Here is a 21274-nt window from a genome sequence, read left to right on the forward strand (position 1 = left end):
GTTAAAAACCCGCAATCGTAGCTTTTCGCTGTTTATTTACAATGCAAAAATTACCACGCTTAGTGCGGCATTTTGAGCAGGTTTCACATAGGGCTTGTGCTCTATCACCATTGTGCCAACGCTTCACTAGATCAGGCTCTGATAATAATGGTCTTGATAGGGCAAAGTATTGAATATTGGTATTCGCGGCAATGGTTTCTATGGCATCAATGTCCGTTAGCCCGCCTACAGTAATAACTGGTATATTCACTTCACGACTTATCACATCGCCATATTGATGAAAATAACCCTGTGGCTGAATGGTATGCCCCTCAAACGACTCACCAATCATGTCATTAGCTTTACCATGAATATTGCCAGAAATGATAATGGCATCAACGCCAATGGCTGCAAGCTTTTTACAAATAACACGGGTTTCAGCAAAGGTTAAGCCACCTTCAAAAAAATCACAGGCGGTTAATTTCACCAGTATCGGGTAATCATCACCCACCAGCTTTCTGGTTTCCGTATAGATTTCAACTAAAAAGCGCAGGCGGTTTTCTAGGCTGCCACCATATTGATCATCTCTTTGATTGTAATAAGGGCTTAAAAACTGATTAATTAAATAGCTGTGGGCCCCATGAATTTCAACCCCATCAAAACCTGATTGTTTTGCCCGTAAACTCGCTTTCGCAAATGCCTGCACTATGTAATCTATCTCGGCAATGGTCATGGCTTTACCTAAGGTTTTTGTGCCACGTTCGCAAACCTCACTTGGAGCAAAAATCACTCTTTCACCCACGTTGTAAGTGGTTTTGGTGCCACCATAGGCCAGCTGCATGGCTATTTTGGCGCCATTACGGTGAACTAAATCCGTTAGCTGTTTATATTCCTCGATAAAGGAGTCGTCGTACATGCCCATCATGCCCGCATTGGGTTTTTCTTCTGCGACGATATTGGCATAACCTGTAATGATCAGGCCGACTTCACCTTGAGCAAGCTCTTTGTATATGGCGTATAACTTTTCTGTCATATGGCCATCTTCAGTTGCCATATTTTCCCAAGTCGCACTGCGGATAAAGCGGTTCTTTAACTGCATGCTGCCAATGTGGGTTTCTGTATACAAAGTGCTCAAGTTACATCCTCTAAAAAGCGTCATCGATTAAACGGCGGCATTATAAAGGGCGTTGTTCAACAATCAAACAACTACAAGTCAGAAGTGAGACCTAGCTATATAGTCCAAAAGAGGTAATTAACTAGGGCGATTGAATAAGAATATCCGCTAAGGGGGCGGCTGGTGTACTACATGAGGTTGATCTAAAGCTCTTTTTACGAAAAGCGTTATGAATGATGGCGCTTTGCCGTATTATTCAACATAGCAAACTAAATAGTCAATTAAGCCAAAGCAGCTATCTTTGCGAGCAAAACAGCTAAAAATAAGTATCGCGGTAAAGTGTTAACTATTTAAAAAGGCTAGGCAGTTAACTGCCTAGCCTCAAAACCTTTAGCTAGCATCAAAAGACAAAGTTCACCGTCAAGCTTAATAACTCAACATCGGTACTTTCACCCCAAATAATTGGTGGTGCGGCAAATTGCGCTCGGTTTATTGGATTATCCCCTAAAATGGACTGGTACTCAGCATTAAGTGAAATCGATGAAGTCACATCATAGCGAAGCCCTATAGTCACCCCTTGACTCTCTCTAAGCTCACGACTCTCGGCATAAACCACATAGGGAGTAAAATCATCGATTGCATAACCAACACTGGCGTACCAATTACTTTGCAGCTCATCATGTTCAAATTCAGCCATAAACTGCCAAGCATCTAAACTGTATTCTGCCCCCACAGTAAATACACTTAACTCATCAGCAGTAGGGGCTGGGCGTAAAGTATATTTAGACCGTAAAAATCCAGTATGGATACGATAATTAAACCCTACTAAATCGACATATATTCCGGTGGTATAGTCAGAATCAAATTGCATCAATATCGGCCCTAAATTCACCTCAGTTAAGCGGCCGAAACCATAATAAGGTGAAACGGTAAGTGATATTTCATCAGATAATTCATATTGCCAAGCCAGCGAAACACCATCGTATGAGGTGGTACCTAAAATCGAGTCGTAAATCTCACCCGGCGGCCTTGCCCACGCATAGGCTTGGCCAACAAAATAAAACTCAGAGACTAAAAACAAGGGTAAGCGCAATCGGCCAGCCCTTACTTTAAAGTCACTAAATTCATAACTTAGGTAGGCCCATTCTAACTCAGGTTCGCTCCATTTATCTTGGGTGCGCTTAACCACTTGAGCTGATGCATCAAAGCCCTCAAACACATCTAAATCAAGTTGTATTCCAAATAAAGTATCACAGTCATAACAGGTTTCATCTGTTATTTCCCGGTTAATAAATAATGGCGCTTTATTGTCTGATTTACTGATAGATGTTGAACCAAAACCACTGATGGAAAAGTTGTCAGTCAGCTCTATCGCAGCTTGTGCATTGGTTGCCATGCCAAGGGTTAATAGTAAAATTATGTATTTTCGGTTTAATAACATGGCTACTCTCCTTGTGGCACTGTGATTAAGATATTAACTTCTTCAGGCACCGACTCTATCGGAGCATATGCAATACCATTAGGATTGTCGTTCAGCCATTTGAGGATCTTCTTTATATCATCACTGTCTAACTCTTCTGGTGGCGAGCCTTTGCCAGAGAAAGCCAACCCGGCCCAATAACCATTCATTTGTGAGACCGATTTACCCAGCAACATGCTATAAAACTCTTCGCGGTGCATGGAGGTTTCAGGTAGATCAACTAAGACAATTTTAAAGCTACCTCCGACTTTTTTAGACTTACCTCGATATAACATTCTCGCCTTACTTTTACTTAAAGGCGGCATGTCATCATTAAGGCTAAAAATAGCGAATTCGACCTCAGAGCTTTTGCTGGTATCAGCCTCTAAAGCCCAAGTTGATGGGGATAAAATTAATGCAGTAAGAAAGATAAGCCGCCTTGTGCACAATCTACTCAAAAAAAAATGCTTCAGGCTCAATAAAAAGGCTTTGTGGTTTAATCCATTAATCATATAAAAACCTTCATTCCTAGATAGTTTTTGTACTATGCTAAACATAGTCAGAAGTTTTACTAATCTAAACTTAGCCAAGAACCCTACGATATACAACTTTATAGTTAACTTTTTCATGGCTAATTTTTACTCAAGGAGCTGAGATGAATTTATTGAATCGTATTTCAATAAAAGCAAGGATGTTGGCACTTGTCTTGTTACCATTGGTTTTTGCAGGTTTTTTATCAGCGTTAGAAATCCAAAAACAAACTGATAATGTGCAAGCTTTAAACAGCCTTAACAACAAAGTGACCTTTTTAGAGTTATTTTCCCAGCTTAATCGGCAAATTACTCAAGCGCAAGACGCGCTCAGCGGCCAAGATGAGCCCTTTGTATTATCCCAATTCACATCTATTACGGAGCAACTGTCTGCGTTATTACCCACAAGCTTTAGCGCTCAACACAGTGAAGATATTCAAGCATGGTTTAACAGCACTGAAGAAGCCTTAGCTGAATCGCCAGCCCTTACCAAAGAGGATTTATTTGATTGGTCAATTTGGATGAACGAATTGCAAAACCAAGGGTTGATGACGCTAGAAAAAGATAAGCTTGATGTACCTGAAAAAATTAACCAGAACTTGACGATTTTATTTCAATTGCAATGGCTATCACTGTGGTCTGCAGAAGAAAAATGGCTAATGGATCAACTGATAACGAATCGAGGCGACGAAGATCTGCTGAGTCAATTGAATATGAGCGCTGAAAGACAACAACTGTATGTCGATCGCTTTATTAATATTAGCGCCAAGCCTGAGCAAGTAGACCTGTTATTAACTACCTTTTCAGATCAAGCATTCCAACAAAGTTATCAGCTGCGCAGCCAATTTCTGCAAGGGAATGAAATTGTTGATAATACAGATGCTAACTTGGAGGTGTTTAATCAGCGTTTGAACTTAATTCAATATGTTGTCACTACCATTTCAGAGCAATTATCCACCAATATTCACTCTGAAATAGCAAAGTCTAAACAGCTTATTATTATGTTCTGCGTTGCATTGCTAATATCGCTCGTTACTATTGGCACCATTGGCGCAAACCTTTACCGCCGCATTCTAAAGTATCTGCATCATGTGATTAAAACCATGTCAAAAATTGAAAAAACACATGATTACTCAAATAAGATAAACGAAAGTGGTAAAGATGAATTAAGCTACTTCTCTAAAAAGCTCAATAACCTAATTCATGAACGCTTTTTAAATGATGCCAAAATCTTGCAAGCAAAATCAGATGCAGAAAGAGCTAACCAAGCCAAAAGTTCTTTTTTGGCCAATATGTCCCATGAGATTAGAACACCGTTAAATGGCATTATTGGCATGTCGGAGATAATGTCAGGCACAAGGTTAACTCCTTTGCAAAATGAGTACCTGCAAACCATAGAAACATCCTCACATACCTTATTACTATTGATTAACGATATTCTGGATCTTTCTAAAATTGAGTCGGGTAACCTGTCTATTGCTTACAACGACACCAATATTACCGAGGTCATCTATGACACCCTCACTATGGTGTTAGCTAAAGTCGTTGAAAAGCAACTCGACCTTAAAATTGAAATCCCTGAACATATGCCTCACCTAGTATCACTTGACGAACATAGAATGCGCCAAGTATTAATGAACCTTCTGTCAAATGCAGTTAAATTTACCAATAACGGCTTTATTAAAGTCGCTGTGAGCTGCGATTACGACGAAGCTAACTATGCCAATATGAAAATTAAAATATACGATAGCGGTATTGGTATTAAAGAAGAAAATCAACAACAAATCTTTTCACCTTTTATCCAAGAGGATGGCACCATCACTCGTGAATTTGGTGGTACAGGGCTTGGGCTGGCAATTTGTAAACAGCTAGTGGGGTTAATGGGCGGCGATATAAAAGTTAGCTCAGAAAAAGGTAAAGGCAGTTGTTTCAGCGTTGAACTTAAAGCCCGCATCATTACCAAAGAGCAGCCTAAAAGAGACGAGTTTAAACACCTGACTACGGCAATTATTTCCAGTAATAATGATATTATTGATGCTATTGATGCTGCCTGTAGTAAACATGAATTTAGCATAAATTACCGTTACCCATCACCGTTTGACTTGTTACAGGATAAGCAAAAGTTTGATCTGTTATTTATTGATAATGCCTCAATGAACCGAGAGGCTTTAAAAGCATTACCCGAATTACTCATGCTGCAAGATAGTTTTTCCATTGCCATTAATAGCCCTTCTGAGCAGCGAACATTAGATAACATTGACGCCTCTATCACCATACCACTGCTTGGCAGGCGCTTTAGCGATGCCATTCGTAATGGCATCGAAAGTCGTACTCTGCGCAACAAAGTCACCCCAGCTGAAAAAAAAGCCGCCAATGATGGTATTGATAAGCAAGAACAACCACGCACCATTCACGGCATGATTTTGATTGTCGAAGATAACCTCGTTAATCAAAAGGTCGCCTCAGTGCTAGTCAAGCAAGCGGGCTATAACTTCGTAATTGCTAATAATGGGCTTGAGGCGTTTGATTTTATTAGTGATGGCAAAATATTTGATGCAATCTTAATGGATTGTATGATGCCCATTATGGATGGTTTTACTGCCACCCAAAAAATCAGAGAGTGGGAGCAAATAAACCCATCTGTGCAACGGCTGCCAATCATTGCACTTACCGCCAGTGTACTGGATCAAGATATTGAGAAATGTTATGAATCAGGAATGGATGATTATTTGGCAAAACCATTTGAAAAGCATGTTCTTATCGAGAAAATAAAACAGGTCACCAAGCTTGCAGGTTAGCAGTAAGAGTATTTGCAGTAATTGAATTTAGGCTAACACCAATAAGCTGATTGTATAAATGCCTGATTGTATAAATGCCTGATTTGCTGACTGTATAAATATCTGATTATATAATTGGCTGATTACCTGATTGTATGAATGCCTGATTTGCTGATTATCTTGAGATGCAACCAAACATCGAAAAATCACTAATCGCTATCAATTACCTTCATATTAAGCGTTTCTGCTGCAATAATTTTTGTTTTTCCTTTTGTTTTTTATCTCGTGATAAATGTTTTGAACTTTTTAGGCCGACACATTTATCACGCTTAAAGCGTCGCCAGCAGGGCATTTCATTACTGGCAACGCTATATTTTGCGATTAAAATCGCCACTGAATTATAACCTGAGCTATACCTTAACCTTAGCAGCGCCAAAGCTATTTTCAAACTCTTGATCTAGACTGGCATTATCAACTTTATTGCCCTTTAAGCGCTCAACCACAAGGTAATTTACCGGAACCAAAATCAAGGTGATAAAGGTGGCAAAGATAATCCCAAAGCCCAATGATATCGCCATTGGAATTAAGAACTGCGCTTGGGTCGACTTCTCTAATAATAGCGGCATTAGGCCGATAAACGTGGTCAAACTGGTGAGCATAACCGGTCTAAAACGTTTTGCACCTGCGGTTAATACCGCCTCCGCTAATGCCATTCCATCTGCACGTTTTTTATTAATAAAGTCTACCAGCACTAGCGAGTCATTGACCACAACGCCCACTAGCGCCAACATCCCCAATATACTGAAAATGGTCAGTGGCGAGCCCATTAACCAATGACCTAGTACTGCGCCAATTAAGCCAAAGGGGATCACGCTCATCACAATTAATGGCTGAATGTAAGACTTAAACGGAATTGCGAGTAGGCTATAAATCATAAACAACACAAACACTAAGCCCCATTGCAACGACCCAAAGCTGTCTCGCTGTTCACGAGCTTCGCCTTCAAGTGAGTGCCTTACTCCAGGGTATTGCTGCACTAAACCATCAAGGTACACCTTAAGATCTGCTTGCAACACAGTCATATTGGTATTGTCTTTATCCACGTCGGCAGTGACATTTAACACCCGATAACGATCGATGCGTTGAATACTTGATGGGCTCTTACCTGAGGTCATTTTAGCCACATGACCAAGCGGCACTTGCGCGCCCTGACTGGTGGTAATCAGGACCTTTTTAAGGTCATCTAATGACTGACGTTCATCTAGCGGCAAGCGCAGCATTACTCGCACATCATCACGGCCACGCTGGATGCGCTGCACTTCTGAGCCAAAATAAAAGCTTCTTATTTGACTTGATACTTCCTGTCGAGTGAGCCCTAGCGCTTTACCTTGCTCGGTTAACTCAATTAGCAGCTCTTCTTTACCGTTAGATAAACTGTCGGCAATATCAAATACTGTCGGGTAAGTTTTTAAATGCTGTTTAACCTGATCGGCAATCTCACGTAAGGTATCAAGGGAGTTTGCACTGAGCTGCACATCAATAGGATCAGAGCTTCGGCCAATTTCAGCGCGGTAAGTCACTGACTCAGCCCCAGGAATTTCACCAACACTTTTACGCCATTCAGTTAATAGTTGCCTAGAGGTAATATCTGATTCACGCTTCTCTGCTGGGGTTATTTCAAAACGAACCCCACCTGCATTTGAGCTACCGCCGCGACCACCCGTTGTGGCCAAAATATTAATGATCACGCTTTCACCGGTTTCTTCATCACGATACTTTTCTTGCAGCGCCTCCGCTTTTGCAGCAATGCTAATGATATGGCCATTGGTCACTTCAAATGGGGTACCCGCTGGCATGGTCAAGTTAAGCCTGACGGTTTCACTGGGAATGCGCGGGAAGAAGGTAAACTTAGTCCACCCCGTGGCCAACAGTGCCGCTATCACTAACAACACACTGAGAAATAAGCTCAAGGTGGCGGTTTTATGCTTTAGCGCTATGCGTAAAAATGGTTGATAGAACTGAATGATTGCTCGTTCAAATCCATCAGCAAACTTTTGCTGAAAAATCTCAAACTTATTATAATTTTCCTTCTCGCTGCGCATCTTAATATATTTAAGGTGAGCGGGTAGCACAAACTTAGATTCGATTAACGAAAACAATAATACTGGGATCACCACTATCGCAATTTGACCAAATATCGCCCCGCGAGTGCCTTCGATAAACAACATAGGTAAGAAAGCGGTCACTGTGGTTAAGATGCCAAAGGTCACTGGCGCGGCCACTTCTTGGGTACCAAGAATCGCCGCTTGCTCGCCATTGGGCGCAGTCTTAAGGTGGGTGTAAATATTCTCGCCAGTGACAATGGCGTCATCGACCACAATCCCCAATACCAAGATAAAACCAAACAGGCTGATGACGTTTAACGACACATCAAAAAATGGCATCACAATGAATGCGCCCATAAACGAAACTGGAATACCAATAAATACCCATATGGCGATTGAAGGACGTAAAAACAATGTCAGTAATAGCAACACAAGTATGCCGCCCTGCAGCGCACTGCCTGTTAGGGTAGCAATACGGTTTTTAACGATTTCAGAATCGTCATCCCAATAGCTAAGGCCATAGCCTTCAGGCAAGGTTGCCTGACGAGAATCAATGTAGTCTTTCACTTTATCAGCCACATCAATCGCGCTTTGCTGACCAATACGATACACATCGATAAATGCTGCTTGTTGACCATTAAAGCGAGTTCTTACAGGGGTTTCTTCAAAGCCATCAACCACATTTGCAATATCGCCTAAACGAATAATGGTGCCGTCAGCGGCAGATTTAATGGCAATATTGGCAAACTCATCTTTGTAATAAGCTTGGCCTTTAGAGCGCAGTAAAATGTCGCCACCCTGAGTTTTTAAATTACCCGCAGAGATATCAGTACTAGAGGCATTAATCGCCCGTGATACTTCACTCAGAGTTAAGTTGTACTGGCGTAATTTGTTTTGCGATAAGGCTAATGACACTTCATAGTTACGCACCCCGCTTAAATCTAGTTGGGTGACACCCTCTAGGCGCAACAATTCATCGCGCACCACTTCAGCAAACTCGATGGTTTCTTTTTCGCTATATTTGCCGGTTACCGTTACTGCGATGACTTCACGCTTACGCTGGGCAAGGGCAATGACAGGTTTTTCGGCATCAACCGGAAAGGTGTTAATGGCATCGACGCGGCTTTTAATGTCCGCTAGCATTTCTCGGGGGTCGTAACCACTGTCAACTTCAATGGTGACCTGCGATGATGCCTCTGAAGAGCTAGAAGTGATTTTTTCTATACCTTCAAGGTCTTGCACCGCCTCTTCAATACGAATTGTTACCCCCTTTTCAACATCTTCAGGGGTCGCGCCACGAAGCGATACTCGAACAGAGATCCTTTCAGACTCAACTGTCGGAAACACTTCAAGTGGGATCTGCGTTGACAGTGAACCTAAACCTAATACCAGCAGCAACAACATTAATAAATTGGCCGCTACGTGATTTTTAGCAAACCAAGCAATCATGGCTGTGACTCCTCTTTACTAGCAGGTTTGGTTTTACGCTCGCCATCAGGCTTACTGCGAGACTTGCCATCGGCTCTGCCCTCACCTCTTGGGCCTCGCTGTGGTTTAACTTTATTCGTTGCGCCAACAACAGTGACAGGGGTGCCTGAACTCACTTGTCCAAGGGAGGTAATAACCAGTTCATCGCCACTTTTCAAACCTGTTCTAACTACCGAATCTTGGCTGTTTTGCCATCTAATGGTCACTTCTCTGCGTAATAACTTGCCATCATTAACCACATACACATAGCTACCTTGATAGATTGCTTTAGTCGGGATTACGATCGCTTGGCTCAGCTTTTTACCGGCAATATTGGCTGTCAGGTATTGACCAATTTTCAGTGGCATTTGCTGATTAGCTTGATAATCAAATGGATCATCAATTTGCGCCACCACATACAACTGCTGCGAGTTACTATCGATTGCACCTTCGGTGCGAATCAACTGCCCTTCCCATTTTTGCAGGCCTATTAAGTCAGACTCAAAACTCACTTTAGCCACCACAGACTTACCTTGCTCAGGTAGTTCTACCAGTGCTAAATCACTGTTATTGATTGGTAAACGTATTTCCACATAATCGGTGGCGTAAATCGTTGCCAGCTGACTATTGGTCGAAACCACCCGGCCTACATCAACATGTTTTTCTAAAATTCGCCCAGAAAAGGGGGCAACAACTTGGGTACGTTCCAAGGCCAAGTTGGCTTGTTCAAGTTTCGCTTGGTTAGATAGCATTGCCGCTCGCGCTGCAGCTAATTGCGGCTCACGCAACACCAGCGATGTCGGCTCGCGGCCATTACTCAGGCGCTGCCAATCTGCTAAGGCTTGATTAGTACGTGCTTGTTCTTCTAATAATTGTTGCCTAGCCAACATTAACCCAGCTTCAGCAATTTTAACTTCAGCTTGATAATCTCTATCATCAAGCTCAACTAACACTTCGCCAGTTTCAAAAAAACCACCTTCACGAAAGTTGGGGCTAATAGATAGAATTTGACCTGAAGCCTGCGTCACTAACGAGCTTTGGGTGCGCGGTTTTACCACCCCAAAACTGCTCACCTGAATTTGATAATCTTGCGGCTTAAGCACCTGAGTTTCAACCGACATGGCAGCTACAGCCATCGGTTTGCCACGCTTAGTGGTAGGTGGGTTTGAGGTAATCACCATAATAGTGGCAACCGCAACCGCAACAATGCTTACTGGGATCAGGTATTTCTTATTCATCATATTTTTCTTCTTCTGTCACACTGGCATCTAAATCGCCACCTAAAGCAAGGTGTAATCCGATACGGTTGGCAATGATTTGGTTTTTTAAGCTGATAACCGAACTTTGGGCCACAAAGGCACGATTTTGGGCATCCAGTACTGTGGTATAGCTGACAAGGCCGATTTGGTATTGCTCAAATGATAGGGTTTCAGCTTGGAGGGCATTGTCTTGCGCTTGTAAAGTTGAGCGATATTGCTGCTGCAAACTGGCATCAAGATCAAGGTTGTTTTCAACTAGCTCAAAGGCACTAAACAAAGTATTTAAATACTGCTGCTCTTGCTGCTTTAATTTCAGCTTTTGCTGCTCGGTTTGTGACTTTAAGCGACCGGCGTTAAAAATCGGTGCGGTAATACCGGCAAATACTGACCATGAACTGTAATCACCACTTAATAAGTTAGCAATATCATTACTGGCGGTGCCAATATCAGCCCCTAAACGTAAGGCTGGATAACGCTGCTTTTGAGTAAAGGCCACGACGGCATCTTGAGCGAGCAACTGATACCAAGCGGCTTGCAGTTGTGGTTTACGTTTAACGAGCTCGCTGGGGACGCCAATTTTAATCCCTTGTGGCAATAGCGGCAGTGTTTCATCTATCAGTAATTTACCTGCTGGATAGCCGCCTAATAAGCGCTCTAAGGTTCTAATATCTTTATTGCGCTGACTGCGCTGTGCCAACAGGTTTGAGTTTTCACTGTGAAACTCATTTTGAGTTAAATACACATCCAGCGCGGTGTTTAACCCTTGCAGGTAACCCGACTCAATGATGTCAAAATTAAGTTTGGCATTTTCGGTGCGACGCTCAAATAGCTTAACGAGCTCTGTTGAGGTCACTACCTTGTAGTAGGCAATCACCACATCAGCAACCAGTGCATCCCTTGCTTGCTGATAATTGGCCTCAGCAGTGAGTAAATTCAGTTTTGAGGCTTTAGCGCTATCGGATAACTTGCCCCAAATATCTAGCTCATAGCTAACATCAAGACTAAGACTATTGGAGCTAGACGTTGCATCACTATTTCCCCCTCTAGCACTATTAGCCGATAAGCTTAACTCTGGCCAAAAGCTGGCATCACTGACATTAAGCTGCTGCTTGTTAACCTCGACTTCAAGAGCTAACTGAATTAACTGCTGGTTGGTGTTCAGGCCAATACTGATAAGTTCTAATAACTGATCGGTAGCGATTGGTGTTACCCAACTTTGATTGTCTTTTAATGATTTGGCGTCGGTATGCCACGACGCAGGCAGCTCAGGTTTAACCAAAGACTCGTCAAGATAGGATGAACTGCTGCAGGCAGATAAAATGAATAGCGAAGTTGCAACCGCCACTAGCGTATAGCGTGTTTTCATTAACTGGAAATCCATTTTCGTTTATTATTATTTAATATGATTTAATATTATTTAGATGTTACGTGATTGATTTTAATTAGATCACTTTATAAAGAAAACTGCCAAAGGGTAACTTTGCATAGCTTTACATAGGTTATGTGAGTAAAAGCAATGTATTGCAGCTAGGGACAAGTTTGTCGGCGGCTGTATCAGGCATTAAAGCAGAGGTTTCACCCAAAGTGGGCAATGATGCAGGCTTATTAAATGTAACAAGCCTGCCGGTTTTTATTAAAAATTGTAATCAAGTTTTACCCAAGCGGTTCGACCCGGCTCATTAACTTGAAATAGTGGTGAACTACCAGGAATGTCATTACCCGCTCCAGAGCGACTAACATGTTCGGCATAGGTAATATCAAATAAGTTCTCAATACCAAAACTCACTAAAATATCATCATGCTTCCAAGAGCCATTGATGGCCAATGTGCCAAAACCACTGCTTTCAGCCAGATCTTGTCCTGAGATATTACCTTGACCAATTGCGACTCTATCTTGCGCCGCAACCATCCGCCAAAATAACCCAGCGGTCCAATTTTCAGCTTCATAATTCACTGAAATACGACCCTCTAAAGGGGATATTTGCCCTAGTGGTGTATTGTCAGTGTCATTCTCACCATGGCTATAACTGACGGTGGTTTGCGCCGACCATTGATCAGTAAATGGATATAGCAGGCCTAATTCGCCGCCCCAAATCGTTGCATCAATATTGTAAGCTGCGGTCTTGGCAGTATTAGCATCAATTAAGATGTAGTCTGCCACTTTGCCGTAATAAAACGCCGTGGATATTTCAATATCGTCTTGATAAATCCAGCCAACATCAAGCTGGGTGGTTTTTTCAGCATCTAAATCAAATGCCTTAAGTGACAAATCATTATTGTCTGCCTTCATGAACTCCCAATAGTCAGGAATACGTTGGGCATGGCCGCCGCCAATATAATATTGGCTTTTATCAGTCTCAAACTCGTAGCGAACAAAGCCACTGAATAAGTCATCATCACGGCTGCCTTGCTGGGCCACATATAAACTGGTTTGCCATTGATCCATTCTTAGCCCCGTCAAGATTTTACCTTGGTTAAGCTGATAACTTGATTCAACAAATAAGCCGGTATTGATATAAGCCATGTCCTGCATAAAGGGTTTTGCTAATAAATCATCTAGGCCATTATCTTCTGCTTGATTGATGCTGCGTCCTTTGTGCTTACTGTCCATATAGTCAAGCCCGACAATGGTTTCCCATTTTTCATTGGCTGAAATATCAAACCATAAATGACCACCTGCGGTTTTTCGTCTGACATTAGTGCCTGCATTTACGCCGCGGTCAAACTGATCCATAACGTGATCGTTTTCATTACTATATAACTGAAAATCAATATTATTCAGCCAGTAAAAATCAACATCCTTTTGCAGCAGAAAGGTGACATTTTCATTATCGATCACACGAGCTTTATTGGTTCTGTCAGCGTACTCAGCCTCACCGCTTGAGCTGCCATAAGCAAGCTCAACCACGGTTGACTCGTCGGGGGTCCAACCTAAAGCAAAATTGTAATTATTACGGTCATAAAGGGATTGAATGGTGGTGCCATCACCGTCTTGATAATGATCGCTTTTAGACTTATTAGCATCAAAATCAATGTAATGGGTTTCAGTACCTGCTTTTATTTCGACTAAGTAATCTTCACGGCCAAAACTGCCACCGGTTACGCTGGCGCGACCTTCAAGGCTTTTCTCACTAAAGCTATGGCGATCTTTTTCAAATAATACCGTCCCTGCGGAACCTACTGGGCCATATTTTACTGTTTGTGGGCCTTTAATCACTGTAATGGCATCATAGGCTTCTGGATAAATATAAGCTGTTGGCGGATCCATACGTCCGCCACAGGTGCCATAAACATGCTGGCCATCATCAACAATACTGATGCGTGAACCGCCCATGCCTCTTAAAGAAGGGTCGCCACCTGCGCCGCCTTTTCTGGCGATACTAAAACCGGGGATGGTTTTTAAGTAACCTGCACCGTCATAAGCGGGCAGCGGTAATCTGGGCTTTTTGGGATCGGTGACAACTTTGGCAGGATCGCGCATTAACTCCCCTGTCACCACAAGGTAGTCATCACAGCTTTTATTATCGCAGTGCTGCTTGTGTTTTTTTTCTTGGGTGGTTTCAACAGCCTGAGTGTCTGTGGGATTAGCCTCAGTGGCTTGAACGAAGGAAGTGGGTAAAAAACCTAAAGCGACAGCGATAGAAATCATCAATTTAGAGTGGTACATAAACAGTCCTATGACAAACCTATAATATTTGTGCGGACATTTATAAATTAACCAGAACAGGTTTCAACTTAAAACCAACAAACTGCGACACTATGTCACAGGCTCATTAAAGGGAGGTCAAAAATACTAAACTCTTATAAATAAAAAACCTTTTATTCAAGTAGATAAGTAGGGGTAGCAGCCCATTTGAAATAACATCGCTGCCAAATAATAAACTGAATAAATGGATTTTTGAGCCATGGCGCTTAACCATAATAAGGGTTTTACCTTAATTGAGCTCGTAGTCGTTATCATTATTCTTGCCATTCTAGCGGTTACTGCCGCACCTAAATTCATCAATTTATCAACCGATGCCAGAATTGCGGCATTAAACGGCGCAGCGATAACTCAATAAAGTCACCTCCTCAGCCAAGTACATTAACCACAACTAATAGGGGAAATGTGACTCTGCTTGCTCTATATTCAAACCCACAGACAGATAAAATCATCTGAGTTAAAACTTATCGCCGACTAATTTAAGTGGTTATTAATTATTTCAAAAAATACCCTTTTTCGGCCTTAACAAGGGTCAAAATTTAAGACACAATGGAGATAATATCCATCTAGACGGCTAAACATGAAAAAATCATTAAAACAGCGTTCATCCGATCATCACCGTGGGATCTATTTTATTGGTACAACCCCACCAAAAATCGATACTGATTTTGAATCGGTCAGTATTATCGCTGATAAATTGTTAGCTCGCCTTGATGAGATAAACTTTGATGGTTTGATCATCTACGATATTCAGGATGAAACCAGCCGCATTGATACCCCAAGGCCTTTTCCCTTTAAAGCCACTCATGACTCTGGTACTTACGCTCAGCTAATCAATCAAAAGTCAGGCAAGCCAGTTATTGCTTATAAGAGCGTTGCCGGTCTTGATGAACAGGGCTTTAGTGAGTGGTTGTCCCGCGCTTGGTATCAAAATAATGTCAGAGACTTGGTATTAGTGGGATCGCCATCGACTCAGGTTGCAAGTTCATTACCATTAAATGACGCTTACCGCGTATTAGCGGCACACTCTCAAGCGTTCTACCTTGGTGGCGTGGCCATTGCAGAGCGCCATTTAAGTAAAAAAAATGAACATATTCGCCTGTTAGGTAAATCAAACCAAGGCTGTGAATACTACATCACTCAGGCGGTGTATAACGCCCAAGCAACCATTGATATGTTAACCAGCTACGCCAAAGAATGTGCGTTAAACAATATCAAGCCTAATCGCATCATCCTGACATTTTCACCTTGCGGCAGTGCTAAAACCTTAGAATTTATCAACTGGTTAGGTGTGTCGGTACCCGAAGCTACCAGCCAGCGTATTTTGTCGGCAGAAGATCCTCTGTATGAGTCAATTAAGATTAATCACAGTAACCTGCTGAAAATTTTAGCCGCGGTTATACCGCTTAATATTCCATTAGGGCTGAATATTGAAAGTTTAACTAACCGTAAAACTGAGATTGATGCCTCGATTTTGATGTACAAACTGCTAAAGGGCACCATGGATCAAGCCTTAGCCCAAAATCAAATTGATCAATTTGTGCTAAATAAATAGTCCTCAGCGATAAAATCTTGCCCTATGGTGTTAATAGCCGCCATAAGGCAAGCTTTCAGCGTCAAGCGCCAGTAACAAATGGCTTACCCATAAGCGCTTATATTGACTCTAAAAAATCACATAAACCACAATTAAATATTGAAAAAAACCAATAATATCAGTTATTGTTGAATTAAATATGGGGGGATAACTGTAAATTAGCAGTAATGGTTAAAGGTCAAGTGTTAGCCTATAAGTCAGCAAGGTGCTTGCTAAGTTGAAGCATTTACCAACACCGACTTGCGGCGCTAAAGGCCCTCAGTTATCTCATCAACGCATTTCAAACAAAGGCACAGTCATCACTTAAACTTGCCTAATTTTTTACTACTTTTGCTTTAATGATAACCAGCAATGAGCTTTATTATGACTATAATAGCATTAGGTTTTGTCGACTTTTAACCTCGCGCATAAGTTCAATTTGTATCTGTTCAATTGAGGACTAACTATGGATAGCCAAAAACTCAATACACTACTTGCCACAGTGACTGACAATGCCATTAATGCATATTGTCAATTCGGTGAAGAAATGCTGGTAGAAATTAATCGCTGGATTTCAAAGCCCGAGCAAAGTCGTTTTTTAAATGGCAATTCGCTGGACTTATTAATCAATAATCACCGCAACCACCTTGGGTTTATCTCCCAGGTTATTGAATCCCGTGATGGAACCGCTTTAGTGAAAGCACTTCCCTGGGTCTATCAGGCTTATCATTCTCAAGGGGTGCCATTTCTCTACTTTAAAGAAGAACTAGAAAAATGGCAGCAATTGATTTTAAAGACAATTCCACCAATTGAGGCTGCACAATTAGTGCAAATATACGATTGGATGCTTAGGGCCCATGATGAGTGCTGTAGCCTAATAAAAGGCAACCGAGAAGAAGAGTTTATTGCAATGGATAACCCCTTTCTCCACTATATTATTACAGGTGATCACCGTAACGCCTACAGCTATGCATTCAATAAAGTCACTACATGGGAAGACTTTGAGCGTTTTTTTAATAATGAGGCTCAGCCCGCTCTCTATCAAATAGGTTTGCTTTGGCAAAATGGTGACGTATCAGTATCCACCGAACATTTAGCCACAGCCATTACCAATCGTGTGCTCACTGGGCTGCTAATGCACCTAGACCTTCCAGAAATAACTAAACCAAAGATATTGGTAACTTGCGCGGCATCTGAACAACACCAAATTGGCTCATGGATGGTTGCCACAGCGTTAGAAGCAAATGAATGGGATACAACCTATCTTGGTGCCGACGCACCTAAAGATGCCATTCTTGATTATATTACAAATGAGTCACCTAAAGCCGTAATCATCAGCGTTACCATGCCTTACAATATCAAAAGGGCTCGAGAGCTCCTCCAAGAAATCGACGCCTTATACCCAAATATTAAAACCATTGTAGGCGGTCAAGCGCTGTCTTTTTTCCATGAACCGCAAGAAGTGCTTAAAGCCGATTTCATCACCAGCGATTACAAAGAAGCGATTCAAAAGCTCAACACCTGGTTAGCTTAATGAATATCCCCAGTGAACTTGCAATAGATATCGCAGAAAATTCGCACGTATTGGCTATCGCTGAGTTTGCTTACGATGGCACATTAATCAGTTACAACCGGGGCTTTCGCATACTGTTTGCTATTTTTCTATCTGAAACAAACAATTGGCATGAATTTTTTGTCGGTGCCCCTCGAGTGACACAAATAATAGACCTTGACTCAGATCCGCAACTACTTAAAACCACAAAAGGTGAAGGGCTTTTATGTTCGTTTCGTAAAATGGAGTCCTCGTTCTATTGTATTGCTGAAATATTGGAGCTAAAAGATGAAAAGCTAATTGAAGAAATTAGCAGTCTTAGTAATCTAATGGCGCAACTCAATTTTCAGCTTCGTCGCGAAAAACGGCAACTTATTAAAGCCCACAAAGACATAGAAAAAATCGCACGTGAAGACCCGCTGACATCCTTGCTAAACCGACGAGCATTTTTTGACATCATGAATCCCAGGTTGTCGTTAGCCAAACGACAAAACATGGAGATAACCCTGTTCTTTATTGATTTAGATTTTTTCAAATCGGTTAATGATAATTGGGGGCATAATATCGGAGATAAACTACTTGTGGCGATAGCAAGTATGCTTAAAAAGACCCTTAGGCTTGAAGATGTTATTTCTCGCTTTGGAGGAGAAGAGTTTGTCGTTGTCCTTACAGGGCAATCGTTAACTGATTCGTTCACATTAGCTAACCGTATCCTAGAAAATTGCAGAGCGCTCAAAATTGCATCAATGGACAGAGTAAATACCCTTTCAATCGGCATTACCCAGTGGGATAAAAACGAAGATATTAACAAACTTATTCAACGAGCAGATGATGCATGTTACATGGCGAAAAACAGTGGCAGAAATAAATACATTGCCTTAAGCCCTGAAACGGCAACAAGCCATTAATCATGGCTGCCCATGTTATTTTCAGAGACTGACCCAAGTGATTTAGTTCGGGAAATTAAAATATAAAAAAAGCCTGAAGCGATACTTCAGGCTTTTTGGTGTAAACGATAGCGAGTTTAACACTTGCTATCGTTTGTAAAACGAGTCGTTAAAACTGGTTCATTGTGTTGTCTTTACCTGACGCTTTAAGCGCTTGGTCACCAGAGAAGTACTCTTTATGTGCATCACCCATATCAGAACCTGCCATGTTTTGGTGTTTAACACAGGCAATACCTTGACGGATTTCCTTACGTTGAACATTAGCAACATAACCCAACATGCCTTGGTCACCGAAGTACTCTTTAGCCAAGTTATCAGTTGATAGTGCTGCGGTATGATACGTTGGTAGCGTGATAAGGTGATGGAAAATACCCGCTTCACGTGCAGCATCAGCTTGGAAAGTACGAATTTTTTCATCAGCTTGAATAGCAAGCTCAGTTGTATCGTAATCAACACTCATCAATTGATCGCGGTTGTAAGCTGAAACATCTTGTCCTGCTGCTTGCATTGCATCAAATACTTGCTGACGGAAGTTAAGTGTCCAGTTAAACGATGGTGAGTTGTTATACACAAGCTTTGCGTTTGGTATTACTTTACGGATTTCGTTAACCATGCCGCCGATTTGAGATACATGAGGCTTTTCAGTTTCAATCCACAGTAAGTCAGCACCATTTTGCAGTGAAGTAATACAATCAAGTACACAACGCTCTTCACCCGTACCCGCACGGAACTTAAATAAGCCATTGGGTAGACGAGCAGGTTTTACCAACTTTCCACCTTGTTGGAATACCACATCGCCATTTTTAAGTGTTGCTGCATCAACCGCTTCCACTTCAAGGAAACTATTGTATTTATCACCTAAGTCACCAGCTTCATTGGTTACGGCAATTTTTTGTGTTAGACCAGCACCTAGTGAATCGGTACGGGCAACAATCACACCGTCATCAATACCCAATTCTAAAAAGGCATAACGAACCGCATTAATTTTCGCTAGAAATTCAACATGGGGCACGGTCACTTTACCGTCTTGGTGGCCACACTGTTTAACATCAGACACTTGGTTTTCTAATTGAATACAACAAGCACCGGCTTCAATCATCTGCTTTGCCATCAAGTAAGTGGCTTCTTCGTTACCAAAACCTGCGTCAATATCAGCAATAATCGGTACAACATGGGTTTCGAAGTTATTAATTTTGTCTTGAATCGCCGCTTTTTCTGACTCGCTGGCATTATCTAATTGGCTGAACAGGCCACCCAATTCACGTGCGTCAGCTTGACGCAGAAAAGTGTACAGCTCTTTAATTAACGCAGCGACAGAGGTCTTTTCATGCATAGATTGGTCAGGTAATGGGCCAAACTCACTGCGCAGTGCTGCAACCATCCAACCTGAAAGGTATAAGTAACGACGTTTGGTGGTTAAAAGATGCTTTTTAATAGAGATCATTTTTTGTTGGCCAATAAAACCATGCCAGCAACCTAGAGACTGAGTGTACTGCGATGAATCTTTATCGTAGTTATCCATGTCTTCACGCATAATCTTAGCAGTGTACTTTGCGATGTCTAACCCAGTTTGGAAACGGTTCTGTAGACGCATACGAGCGACTGATTCTGGGTTGATGGCATTCCATGCACTACCTTCTGAATTAATCAAGGTAGCAGCTTCATCGATATTACTTCTGTAGTTAGTCATGTGTATATTCCTTTAACAAATTGATTAGCGGCAAATGATTACGTTGAAAATAATAGTTAGATTTGGTTAAATAAGTCTAATTTATACTTACTATTTTCGGTATTCATATTATGAATGTATCTCGTATCGACTTGAACCTCCTTGTTTATTTAGATGTTTTGCTACGTGAAAGAAATGTAACTAAAGCAGCTGACCAACTTGGTATTAGCCAGCCTGCAATGAGTAACGGCCTAAAACGCTTAAGAACCTTGTTTGATGATCCCTTACTTATTCGCACCAGTCAGGGCATGACGCCGACAGAACGTGCTAAAGAGTTGCAACCCATAATCAGTACCTTGATTATCGGGCTAGAAAAAGCCGTACAGCCTCGCGCCAAATTTGACCCACAAGAAAGTGACAAAGTCTTTCGAGTCATGGCTAGTGATTATGCTGAAGCGACCTTACTACCTCCGCTAATTGCAAAGCTTCGGACTCAAGCACCCAACATTATTTTAGACATCATGACCCCAAGTGATGTCAGTTTCCCTGATGTAGAACAAGGAAGAGTCGATATGGTGATCAATCGATTCGACACTATTCCGCAATCATTTCACCAGAAAGTTTTGTGGAATGACGACTTCAGCTGCTTGATTAGTAAGACGAATCCAGTTTTACACAAGTTTTCTTTAGACAGTTATTTGCAAGCCAAACACGTGTGGGTGAGTAAAACCGGAATGGGCGTTGGTGTAGGGATGGATCCTGCTGATGTTCAGCGCTTAGGTTGGGTGGATGAAGCATTAACTCGAATTGGCGTAAAACGGCAAATCACGGTTTTTACTCGCCATTACCAAGCCGCGTGTTTGTTGGCTGAGCAACAGGATTTGATCGCAACCATACCAAGTAAGATGGCTCGTCATCACAACAATAATGATCGGGTGAGTATTGTTCCGCCGCCATTTATTATTCCACCCATTGCATTAACTATGGCTTGGAGCCCCTTGCTTCAACATAATCCAGCACATCAATGGATGCGCCAATTAATCACTAAAACGGCAGATGAAATAAATAGAGGCGACGTTTAATCTTGTTGTTATTTTGATTTTTAATTACTGATACGTTGCAAATTAACCAAAAAAGGGT

13 protein-coding genes and 1 pseudogene are annotated in these 21274 nt (G+C 41.8%); 6 read left to right on the forward strand and 8 right to left on the reverse strand.

Features of this window, described 5'->3' with window-relative positions:
• Position 1: 1 nt before the first annotated feature.
• The 3 genes from Q4557_RS03570 to Q4557_RS03580 all read right to left on the reverse strand — a co-directional run bounded on the left by Q4557_RS03570 (position 2) and on the right by Q4557_RS03580 (position 3010).
• Entirely contained in the window at positions 2 to 1114 is a 1113-nt protein-coding gene (locus Q4557_RS03570; protein WP_303410719.1) for an NADH:flavin oxidoreductase, read from the reverse strand.
• Positions 1115 to 1493: 379 nt separating this feature from the next.
• Positions 1494 to 2534 (reverse strand): porin, encoded by a 1041-nt coding sequence (locus Q4557_RS03575; protein ID WP_102435664.1) that lies wholly within the window; start codon positions 2532 to 2534, stop codon positions 1494 to 1496.
• A gap of 2 nt (positions 2535 to 2536) precedes the next feature.
• The gene (locus Q4557_RS03580; RefSeq protein ID WP_241901131.1) at positions 2537 to 3010 is read right to left on the reverse strand and encodes a hypothetical protein; all 474 of its coding nucleotides are present in this window, start codon (positions 3008 to 3010) and stop codon (positions 2537 to 2539) included.
• A gap of 197 nt (positions 3011 to 3207) precedes the next feature.
• Here Q4557_RS03580 and Q4557_RS03585 point away from each other — a divergent pair, with 197 nt between their 5' ends.
• Positions 3208 to 5880 carry an ATP-binding protein gene (locus Q4557_RS03585; protein WP_303410721.1) on the forward strand — a complete coding sequence of 891 codons (2673 nt, stop codon included), beginning with the start codon at positions 3208 to 3210 and terminating at the stop codon, positions 5878 to 5880.
• Positions 5881 to 6269: 389 nt separating this feature from the next.
• Here Q4557_RS03585 and Q4557_RS03590 read toward each other — a convergent pair whose 3' ends face one another.
• The 4 genes from Q4557_RS03590 to Q4557_RS03605 form a co-directional block, all read right to left on the reverse strand.
• The gene (locus Q4557_RS03590; protein ID WP_303410722.1) at positions 6270 to 9413 is read right to left on the reverse strand and encodes an efflux RND transporter permease subunit; all 3144 of its coding nucleotides are present in this window, start codon (positions 9411 to 9413) and stop codon (positions 6270 to 6272) included.
• Positions 9410 to 10672 (reverse strand): efflux RND transporter periplasmic adaptor subunit, encoded by a 1263-nt coding sequence (locus Q4557_RS03595; protein ID WP_102435672.1) that lies wholly within the window; start codon positions 10670 to 10672, stop codon positions 9410 to 9412. Before Q4557_RS03595 ends, Q4557_RS03590 begins: the two co-directional genes overlap by 4 nt.
• Entirely contained in the window at positions 10662 to 12056 is a 1395-nt protein-coding gene (locus Q4557_RS03600; protein WP_241901130.1) for an efflux transporter outer membrane subunit, read from the reverse strand. Before Q4557_RS03600 ends, Q4557_RS03595 begins: the two co-directional genes overlap by 11 nt.
• Positions 12057 to 12323: 267 nt before the next feature.
• Complete coding sequence (locus tag Q4557_RS03605; protein ID WP_303410723.1) at positions 12324 to 14357, reverse strand: TonB-dependent copper receptor; 2034 nt, start codon at positions 14355 to 14357, stop codon at positions 12324 to 12326.
• 238 nt (positions 14358 to 14595) lie between these two features.
• Here Q4557_RS03605 and Q4557_RS03610 point away from each other — a divergent pair.
• The 4 genes and pseudogenes from Q4557_RS03610 to Q4557_RS03625 form a co-directional block, all read left to right on the forward strand.
• Positions 14596 to 14733 (forward strand): annotated as a pseudogene (locus Q4557_RS03610) (type IV pilin protein); the annotation flags it as partial.
• A 240-nt stretch (positions 14734 to 14973) separates the two neighbouring features.
• Positions 14974 to 15948 carry a methylenetetrahydrofolate reductase gene (locus Q4557_RS03615; RefSeq protein ID WP_102435674.1) on the forward strand — a complete coding sequence of 325 codons (975 nt, stop codon included), beginning with the start codon at positions 14974 to 14976 and terminating at the stop codon, positions 15946 to 15948.
• A 484-nt stretch (positions 15949 to 16432) separates the two neighbouring features.
• Positions 16433 to 17500, forward strand: a complete 1068-nt coding sequence (locus tag Q4557_RS03620) for a B12-binding domain-containing protein (RefSeq protein ID WP_102435676.1) — start codon at positions 16433 to 16435, stop codon at positions 17498 to 17500.
• Positions 17500 to 18426 carry a GGDEF domain-containing protein gene (locus Q4557_RS03625; RefSeq protein ID WP_102435678.1) on the forward strand — a complete coding sequence of 309 codons (927 nt, stop codon included), beginning with the start codon at positions 17500 to 17502 and terminating at the stop codon, positions 18424 to 18426. Before Q4557_RS03620 ends, Q4557_RS03625 begins: the two co-directional genes overlap by 1 nt.
• A gap of 148 nt (positions 18427 to 18574) precedes the next feature.
• Here Q4557_RS03625 and Q4557_RS03630 read toward each other — a convergent pair whose 3' ends face one another.
• Positions 18575 to 20155: an isocitrate lyase gene (locus Q4557_RS03630; RefSeq protein ID WP_303410724.1), complete on the reverse strand. Its 1581-nt coding sequence runs from the start codon at positions 20153 to 20155 to the stop codon at positions 18575 to 18577.
• 110 nt (positions 20156 to 20265) lie between these two features.
• Here Q4557_RS03630 and Q4557_RS03635 point away from each other — a divergent pair, with 110 nt between their 5' ends.
• Entirely contained in the window at positions 20266 to 21216 is a 951-nt protein-coding gene (locus tag Q4557_RS03635; RefSeq protein ID WP_102435682.1) for a LysR family transcriptional regulator, read from the forward strand.
• The last annotated feature ends 58 nt before the right edge of the window (positions 21217 to 21274 follow it).

Source organism: Shewanella sp. 5_MG-2023, from assembly GCF_030547465.1.
Lineage (GTDB): Bacteria > Pseudomonadota > Gammaproteobacteria > Enterobacterales > Shewanellaceae > Shewanella.

Coding starts and splice junctions, on each gene's coding strand:
- Q4557_RS03595 (WP_102435672.1), bottom strand. CDS start 10,672: ATGATGAATAAGAAATACCTGATCCCAGTAAGCATTGTTGCGGTTGCG.
- Q4557_RS03625 (WP_102435678.1), top strand. CDS start 17,500: ATGAATATCCCCAGTGAACTTGCAATAGATATCGCAGAAAATTCGCAC.
- Q4557_RS03575 (WP_102435664.1), bottom strand. CDS start 2,534: ATGTTATTAAACCGAAAATACATAATTTTACTATTAACCCTTGGCATG.
- Q4557_RS03605 (WP_303410723.1), bottom strand. CDS start 14,357: ATGTACCACTCTAAATTGATGATTTCTATCGCTGTCGCTTTAGGTTTT.
- Q4557_RS03600 (WP_241901130.1), bottom strand. CDS start 12,056: ATGAAAACACGCTATACGCTAGTGGCGGTTGCAACTTCGCTATTCATT.
- Q4557_RS03590 (WP_303410722.1), bottom strand. CDS start 9,413: ATGATTGCTTGGTTTGCTAAAAATCACGTAGCGGCCAATTTATTAATG.
- Q4557_RS03630 (WP_303410724.1), bottom strand. CDS start 20,155: ATGACTAACTACAGAAGTAATATCGATGAAGCTGCTACCTTGATTAAT.
- Q4557_RS03635 (WP_102435682.1), top strand. CDS start 20,266: ATGAATGTATCTCGTATCGACTTGAACCTCCTTGTTTATTTAGATGTT.
- Q4557_RS03585 (WP_303410721.1), top strand. CDS start 3,208: ATGAATTTATTGAATCGTATTTCAATAAAAGCAAGGATGTTGGCACTT.
- Q4557_RS03615 (WP_102435674.1), top strand. CDS start 14,974: ATGAAAAAATCATTAAAACAGCGTTCATCCGATCATCACCGTGGGATC.
- Q4557_RS03620 (WP_102435676.1), top strand. CDS start 16,433: ATGGATAGCCAAAAACTCAATACACTACTTGCCACAGTGACTGACAAT.